This is a genomic window from Corallococcus llansteffanensis, assembly GCF_003612055.1.
Classification (GTDB): Bacteria; Myxococcota; Myxococcia; order Myxococcales; family Myxococcaceae; genus Corallococcus; species Corallococcus llansteffanensis.
The window spans coordinates 1-6,641 of the sequence record NZ_RAWB01000551.1; the positions used below are offsets into that span (position 1 = coordinate 1).

General features: G+C 70.1%; 4 protein-coding genes. 1 reads left to right on the forward strand and 3 read right to left on the reverse strand.

Features of this window, described 5'->3' with window-relative positions:
• Positions 1-14 precede the first annotated feature (14 nt).
• From D7V93_RS34750 to D7V93_RS34760, 3 genes are all read right to left on the reverse strand, one after another.
• A complete protein-coding gene (locus D7V93_RS34750; protein WP_120647461.1) occupies positions 15-2,462 on the reverse strand; it encodes a serine/threonine-protein kinase in 2,448 nt (815 codons plus the stop codon).
• Between the two features lie 11 nt (positions 2,463-2,473).
• Positions 2,474-4,144: an adenylate/guanylate cyclase domain-containing protein gene (locus D7V93_RS34755; RefSeq protein ID WP_120647462.1), complete on the reverse strand. Its 1,671-nt coding sequence runs from the start codon at positions 4,142-4,144 to the stop codon at positions 2,474-2,476.
• A gap of 124 nt (positions 4,145-4,268) precedes the next feature.
• Complete coding sequence (locus tag D7V93_RS34760) at positions 4,269-5,204, reverse strand: hypothetical protein (protein WP_120647463.1); 936 nt, start codon at positions 5,202-5,204, stop codon at positions 4,269-4,271.
• A gap of 71 nt (positions 5,205-5,275) precedes the next feature.
• On the opposite strand from D7V93_RS34760, the gene truD reads away from it, so the two are divergent.
• Positions 5,276-6,641, forward strand: a 1,366-nt coding sequence (truD, locus tag D7V93_RS34765; protein ID WP_120647464.1) for a tRNA pseudouridine(13) synthase TruD, incomplete at its 3' end; no start/stop codon positions are given.

The following is a 6,641-nucleotide window of genomic DNA, read 5'->3' on the forward strand; positions in this document are numbered from 1 at the left end:
ACCCGGGGGAGGGGCTACTCGGCGCCCGTGGCGACGCGGCGCACCGGGCGGGCCTGCAGCGGGCTCACGACCTTCAGGTCATCGAAGGTGCACTTGAGGTTGCGGCACCCCAGGGCCAGCTTGCCCACACGGCCCTCGAAGCCCGGGAGCATCTTGCTGGCGAACAGCTTCTTGTTGAGGAAGGCGTCCACCCGCACGCCGTTCTTCTGCTTCTTGAGCTGCAGGCGCACCAGCAGCGGGCCCGGCTGCCGGGGCAGCGGCATCTCGTCCCCGACGAGGTTCCGGGTGTCGTCGGCGCTGTTGCCCACGACCTCGCGCCCGTCCTCGGAGAAGTAGCGCCACGACAGGCGCATGCCCACGTCCGGGATGGCGAAGACGGACACCTGCACGTCGCGGATGCGGAACGCCAGCTCACCGAAGTGCTGCCCGTCCTCCTCCACCGAGAACTCGCGGCCCAGCGGCTTCACGTCCATCAACACCTCCGCCGTGAAGTCGTCGCTCGTGAAGTAGCGGTGGGCCAGGTAGGCGCGAGGCACCAGCCGGTCGCCGTCCGTCTCCATGCCGCCCTGCTGCACCTGCAGCTCGCCGTCCACCATGCGCCAGTCGCCGCTGTGGACGTTGATCTCCTCCGTGCCCTCGGTGAAGCCCACCTCCAGCGTGGAGGCCGTGCCGTTGCCCGTGGGCGGCGTGAGCTTGAGGCCTGCGAAGACCTCGCCCTCCGTGTTGGGCGGCCAGTGCGCCTGCCCCGGCTTCACCTTCAGGCCCTGGGAGCCGAGGACGTACTTGTCGTCCTGGCCCAGGTGCAGGCTCACCGGCCCCACGAAGGCGCGCACCGCGAAGCCCAGCAGCGCCAGGCCTCCCACCACGGACAGGCCGGTGCGCACCCGGCCCCAGCCCGCGTGGAGCGTGTCCAGGATGACGGCCTCGGGCCCGGACGCGGCCCTGCCCGCGGGCGCCAGGTCCTGGCGCCGTGCCAGCTCCGACGCCGGGGCCACCACGTGCGGCGACGACGTGGACGACACCAGGGCCTCCAGCGCCTCGCACACCTCGGTGGCGGTCGCGTAGCGCGCCTCGCGGTCCGTCTCCAGCAGCCGCTCCACCACCGGATCCACGCGCGGATCCATGCCGCGCACGCGCTGGGACGGCAGCTTGAAGCGGCCCACGGGCAATTCGCCGGTGAGCGCCTCGTACATCATCACGCCCAGCGAGAAGAGGTCGGCCCTGCCGTCCACGTTCTTCGCGTCCCGGCGCTGCTCCGGGGCCATGTAGTTGAGCGTGCCCATGGCCACCGCGGTGGCGGTGAGCTGCTTCACGGAGTCCGGCTGCCGGATGCCCGCGAGCCCGAAGTCCGCCACCTTCGCGTGCAGCCGCCCGTCCAGCAGGATGTTCTCCGGCTTGAGGTCGCGGTGGATGATGTTCTTGTCGTGCGCGGCCTCCACCGCGCGCGCCACCTGCAGCAGGATCTTCAGCACCTGCTGGGGCGGCAGCGGATCCGCGCCGCTCAGCGCGTGGCGCAGCGACTGGCCCTCCACGTACTCCATGACGAAGTAGTAGTGCTCGCCCTCCACGCCCCGGTCGATGATCTGCACGATGTTGGGGTGGCTCAGGGCCGCGAGCGCCGTGGCCTCCTTGTCGAAGCGCGACACGAACTCCGCGTCCTTCGCCAGCCGGGGCGGCAGCACCTTCACCGCGACCGTGCGCCCCAGGGACTGCTGGCGCGCGAGCCACACCTCGCCCATGCCGCCGCGCCCCAGCACCTCCAGCAGTTCCAGGCCCGGGAGCCGGGGCTTCGCGCCCGACACCACCGTCTCCGCGTTCTCCGCCCGGAAGCCCGTGTCCAGCGGGGGCCGGGGCTGAGGGGCGGCAGGCGGCTTCGGGCGCAGCACCGTTTCCCCGTCCAGGGACGCGTCCGCGGGCGCCGGCTCCGACGACGGCAGCGCCACCCCGGAAGTGTGCGACGTGTGCGCCCGAGGGCCCTCCTCCGCGGCCGGCGCGAGCGCCACGGGCACCTCACCCTCGCCTGACTTCCCCACCCCATCCGGTCGCAGGACGTTCATCGCCATCGCGGTGCCCCCTGGGGACCCGGCGACGGACTCCGCCCGCACGGGCTCCAGGGGCGGCCCGGCCATGACCGGGGCTCCCGAAGGTGCGTCGCGTGGCTCCGTCTCCTGTCCCACCCTGCTGTCCTCCCTGCCTTCCCCAACACCGGGGGCGGCGGAAGGTGACATCGATTCCGGCGGATTTCCCACCGTGCGCGGCACGAACGTCACCGCGACGCCTGGCTCTTCTTCGGCGCGGACCGGCGGCCGGCTGACCGACGGCTCGGCCGTCCGGATGCCGGACACGTCCGCGCGGCGGACCTCGAAGCGGATGCCGCAGCGGCACACCACCTTCTGGCCGCTCACGTACACCCGGGTGTCGTGCACCGTGCCGCAGTTGGGGCAGGACTGCGTCGTGGTCATGGCGCGCACGCTCAGCGCACCTTGCGGGAGGTGGAGGTGGTCAGCTCCGCGCCATGCACGCGGAAGGTCTGCACGCCCTTCTCCTTGCCCTTCACCTGGAGCATGGGCAGCTCCTCCACGTCGAAGCCCGGCCCGGACTTGCGCACCGTCGCCTCCGACGCCAGCACCTCGCCGCTCTTGGCGATGCCGCACAGCCGCGACGCGGTGTTGACGGTGTCGCCAATGGCGGTGAACTCGTGCCGCTCCGCGCTGCCCATGTAGCCCACGACGGCCTGCCCCGTGTTGACGCCGATGCCCACTTCAATCGGCTTCTTGCCGTCCAGCACCCGCTGCCGGTTGAGCTCCGTGACGGCGTCCTGCATCTCCAGCGCCGCCCGCAGCGCCCGGGCTGGATCATCCGGGTGCGACGAGGGCGGACCCCACACCGCCATCACGCAGTCCCCGATGAACTTGTCCAGGTTGCCCTCGTAGCGGAACACCACGTCCGCCATGGCGGTGAAGAAGCTGTTGAGCATCGACACCACCTCCTGCGGCGAGTCGCTCTCCGCCAGGGTGGTGAAGCCGCGGATGTCCGCGAACAGGCAGCTCACCTCCGCGAGCCGGCTCTGGCGCAGGTCCTCCGTGCCGCCGTTGATCACCGCGTCCGCCACCGCCTTGGACAGGAAGCGCGACAGCTCCGCGCGCGTCACCGCCTCGTTGCGGATCTGCTCGGCCAGCGCCGCGTTCTCCAGCGCGATGCCCGCCTGCGCGGCGATGCCGGACAGGATGGTCAGGTCCTTCTCCGAGAAGGCGTTGATCTGCTGCCGGCTGTCCAGGAACAGCACCGCCTGGATGTCGCCGTTCACCATCAGCGGCACCGCCATGGCGGAGCGGATGCCCTGCGCCACGATGCTCTCCGCAGCGGAGAAGCGCTCGTCGATGATGGCGTCCGCCGTCAGCACCGCCTTGCCTGTCTCCACCACGCGCTTGAGCACGGTGTCCGACAGCATGACGTTCACCTGCTTGCCCTGCCGGTGGTGCACCGCGGCCGGGATGAACTCCCCCTCCACGCCCACCTTCAGGATGACGCCGTGGTCGGCCGCGAGCAGCTCGAAGGCCACCTTCAGGATCTGCTCGAACAGGTCGGCCTGGTTGCCCTTGAGGCTCACCTGCCGGTGGAACTCGTGCGCGATGCGCAGCTTCTCGTAGTCCCGGCGCAGCGCGGCGGTGTCCGTCACCTGTTCGGACGGGCGGAAGTTCTGCGGCACCTGGTCCATCTGCGCCAGGAAGGCCGGCATGGAGACGGCGTTCGCCACCACCGTCACGCCCGGCAGCGTGGGCGGGTTGCCCTGGCCCGGCGCGGCTTCTCCGCTGTGGAAGACGAGCCGCGAGGAGCCCAGGGCGATCTCATCCCCGTCGCGCAGCCGCATCTCCGCCGTCACCCGGCGCCCGTTGACGAAGGTGCCGTTGGACGAGTTCAGGTCGCGCAGGACGAAGTCGCGCCCCACCTTCTCGATGGTGGCGTGCTCCTTGGACACCTCGCGGTCCACGAGCCGGAGCGTGTTGGACGGATGACGGCCGAGCGACGTCGTCGGTCCCAGGGGAAACTCCCCCAGCGTCCCGTCCGCGAACCGCCCCGTCAGGTGCGGCCCGCGCGGGTGCGACCCGGACCTGGGCGGGAATGGGGCGGGTGCCTGGTTCACGCGCGAATCCTCACCGGCCCGGACACTACCAGAGCCTTCTGCCCCAAAGGAACGCTCGCGTCCACCCCCCACGGGCTGGCCACCGGCGCCCTGCACGGCCGGTCAGTCTCCTGGAAACCCCCGCTCATATCGAAGGCGGGGCCACCGTCCCCGGGGCAGCGGGTGCCGCCGACGCGGTGGGCTTCCGGCCCGGCGAGCGGAAGGCCAACCCGAAGGACGGCAGGAAGGTCATTCCACCGATGTCCCGCTTCGCCCCGAAGATGTTCGGCCTGCAGAAGGCGTAGCCCCCCGTCAGCTCGGCGTAGATGTGGACGTAGCGGTACCCCAGCGCGATGCCCACCGTGGAGCCCACGAAGTGGCTGCTCACCGTGGCCGGCAGGCTCACGTCGAAGCCCGTCACCGGCGCGCCCTGCTTGGAGAAGTCCACCAGCTCCGGGTCCATGCGGGTGTGGCTGTAGACGTACTTGGGGGCGCCATAGAGCTTGAACACGTCCCCGTATTCAGCGCTCAGGTACAGGGGCACCTCCACGTCGAAGCGGCTGAAGTCCCCCAGCTGCACCACCTCCAGCACGTCCAGCACCGCCCCGGAGAACAGGTGCTTGGACACCCCCAGTCCCAGGGCCAGGTCATAGGAGCGGTGGTTGTCCTTCCCCCCGTGGGCCAGCCGCACCTTGCCGTCGAACCGCAGGGAATTGCCGCTGTAGCGCCCGCCCAGGTCCAGCCCGTCCAGCACGCCCACCCGCACCATCAGCTCCGGGTTGACGCCCGGCGGGGCCACCACCAGCGCGACGCCCGCGGTGAGCAGGCGCTGCTGATCCTCCTCGGTCAGCTCGTAGGGGCGTCCCTCCTCGATGGCGTCCTTCGCCTCCCGACCCTGGTCGATGCCCACGTCCACCACCTGGGCGAAGGTCCCCACCGGCACGAACACCCCCACGCTCCCCGTCACCTGGACCTGTCCGGGCGACAGCGTCTTCGCGGTCTGCATCGTGGAGAGCGGGGTGGCACAGCCAGCGGTGAGGCCGGCGAGTCCAAGAAGCAGCAGGACGGGAAGAGGTCTCATGGGGTTGCAGGTTAAGCCCATTTCCAGTGTGAACGCTTCAATCCGCGCGTCCACGCTGGTAAGGGGGTGTCGTGCGAATCAAGCAAAAACCCGAGGACTTCTCCGTGAAGGAGTCCTACCGCTTCGACGAGGCCGCCAATGGGCGGCATCGTGTCTACCTCATGGACAAGCAGAAGCTGTCCACCTTCGACGCGGTCAACCGCATCATCACCAAGTTCGGCTTGAAGCCGGGCTCCATCAGCTACTGCGGCCTGAAGGACAAGCAGGGCCGCACCGAGCAGATCATCGCGGTGGACGGCGCGGACGTGGACATGCAGGAGCCCGACCTGCGCCTGAAGTTCCTGGGCCGCACGGACAAGGCGCTCTCCGCGCGCAACATCACGTCCAACCGCTTCTCCGTCACCGTGCGAGACATGTCGCACGACTCGCTGGCGCCGCTCAACCTGGCCACCGCCGAGGTCAACCGCCTGGGCGTCGTGAACTACTTCGACAGCCAGCGCTTCGGCGCGCTCAAGCACGGCCAGGGCTTCATCGCCAAGGACATCATCCGCGGCGACTTCGAGGCCGCGCTGCACAACTACTTCGCCCGCCCCTCGGAGCTGGATCGCACCGAGGACGCCAAGGTGAAGGGCTTCTGGCGCGACAACTGGGGCCGCTGGGACGCGCGCGTGCCCTTCGAGGGCGCGAAGAAGTACCACCGCATCCTGAAGAGCCTGCGCGACCAGCCGGGCGACTGGATGCGGGCGTTCCTGCAGATCGACTCGGACTACCGGGCGATGATCCTCTTCGAATACCAGAGCTACCTCTGGAACGAGGGCGTCCGGCGCTACCTGCAGCTGCTCTTGCCGCGCGAGCACATGTTCCCCATGCGCTACCAGGCCGGCACGCTGCTGCACTTCCGGGACGCGAGCCCGGAGGTGCTGGCCACGCTGCGCGAGGCGACGTTCCCGCTCGTCGGGCCGGACACCACCTTCAAGGATCCGAAGGTGGCGGAGGCCATGGCGTGGGTGCTGGGCAAGGAGAAGCTCCAGCTTTCCGACCTGCGCATCAAGAACGCGGAGCGGCTGCTGTACTTCAAGGAGGAGCAGCGCCCGCTCCTGATGTTCCCGCACAAGCTCGTCGTGGGCCGCACGCAGAACGACGACGTGAACCGCGGCGCCATCAAGGTCAACGTGGCCTTCACGCTGCCCCCGGGCGCGTACGCCACGCTCGTCATCAAGCGCCTGTTCCACTTCGAGTACACGGAGGACACGAAGGAGGAGGTGCGCGCCTCGCAGCGCCCGCGCCTCGTGGCCACCGAGCGCGCCGAGGCCCACGTCGAGGAGGCCCAGCGCATCGCGCGTGAGACCGAAGGCCCCTCGCGCCACCGCGCGCTGGCGAGCCACGCCACCAAGGCCCCCGCCCGCGCCTCCAGCCGGGATCCGCGTCCGGGAGGTC